Below are 1,425 nucleotides of genomic sequence, written 5' to 3'. Positions count from 1 at the left end.
CTCCAAAGGAAAAGATATATTACTTATTTCACATGATCTATCAGGCAGTGGCGCACCTAGAGTTATTTATGAGATGGCAAAAACACTCAAGGATAGCGGTCATTTTGTAGTAGTTATCTCCCCTACAGATGGCCCGTATAGAAAAGAGTTAAACAAACTTGACGTACCGGTTATTGTAGATGAGCTAGCCCTACGTCAACATGAGTCTTTCTATCGCTTCGCGAAGAACTTAGATCTTGCCATTGCGAACACCGTAGTTACATGGCCTGCAGTAAAACAATTAGGCGGAGTCATTCCTACTTATTGGTATATTCATGAAATTTCACTACTTGAGCATTTATTTAATATTCAACCAGAGATCTCACAGGCATTTTCATTCGCCAAGAAAATTTGGGTAGGAAGTGAACTTGCAGGTAAGCTCGTAATGCCTCTTAGGCCTGACACATTAGTTCTTAAATATGGCGTCGAACCAGTACTCAGTGAGTTTATAAAATACACCAAACCTACACTACCACTTAAAATATCGTTATTTGGATCATATGAACCTCGGAAGGGACAAGATCTAGCCCTGCTAGCGATTAAAGAATTACCTGAAGAATATAGGAGTAAAATTCGTCTTACAATGCATGGTCGAATTTTAGATAGAGATTTTTACGAAGGACTAACTTTACTAGCTGATGATATTAATGAAGTAAATCTTCAGGAAGAACTAACCTATGACGAATACACATCGAAATTAATAAACTCTGATGCAGTTCTTGTCTCATCCCGTGATGATACATTGCCTTTCGTTTCGATCGATGCATTAGGCGCCAGTAAAATTTTGATCTGTACAAATACTACGGGCACCTCAGCATATATTACCGATGGGAAGTCTGGATTTGTTTCACTTAGTCCTGCTCCATCTGACATAGCCGCATCAATAAAAAACTATATTGATAACTTTATTCACCATGAATCTCTCTCAACATCTAGTAAAATAGTTTTTGAAGAGAATTTTTCTGTTAACGCATTTACTAACTCCCTTCTAGATGCCTGCGATTTAAATCAGAAGCCAAAACATGAATTTCTATGATTAGCTTTCTCCAATCAAAAAATATCTTAAATGGGGTTCGGTGCTCTGTAATTGGGGCTAATGGTTTCATTGGTACTAACTTGTGCCTGAAACTTGTTGAACTAGGTTCAATCGTTACTGGTGTGGGCAGATCTTCAGCTCCAAGACCTGAGCTTTGCAGCATAATAAAGTGGATTGAGGGAGATTTTTTTGCTCCTGATTTTAGTTATGATAGAGTCACATGTGACGCTGATATTGTTATTCATTTGGTTGGCAATGACGGGAACGCGTTTGCGAATACGCTCAAAATCATCAATCGTCCAATCAATTTCAGCAGCGCTGGTAATCGCGAGGTAATGCAAAACCGCATT

Annotated in this window: 1 protein-coding gene and 2 pseudogenes; 2 read left to right on the top strand and 1 reads right to left on the bottom strand. The window is 38.6% G+C overall.

Annotated features, from left to right (window positions below):
• On the top strand, positions 1-1,075 hold a 1,075-nt coding region (locus tag B7Y67_RS18060), incomplete at its 5' end, for a glycosyltransferase family 4 protein (protein WP_293599816.1).
• Positions 1,072-1,311: pseudogene (locus B7Y67_RS19570) on the top strand (NAD-dependent epimerase/dehydratase family protein); the annotation flags it as partial. The gene B7Y67_RS18060 and the pseudogene B7Y67_RS19570, both read left to right, overlap by 4 nt.
• Positions 1,312-1,323: 12 nt before the next feature.
• On the opposite strand, the pseudogene B7Y67_RS18055 reads toward B7Y67_RS19570, so the two are convergent.
• A pseudogene (locus B7Y67_RS18055) lies at positions 1,324-1,425 on the bottom strand (dihydroxy-acid dehydratase); the annotation flags it as partial.

It is taken from the genome of Polynucleobacter sp. 35-46-11 (genome assembly GCF_002281105.1).
Note: the sequence above shows the minus strand (reverse complement) of the source record. Positions and strands in the feature narration are given on the sequence as shown.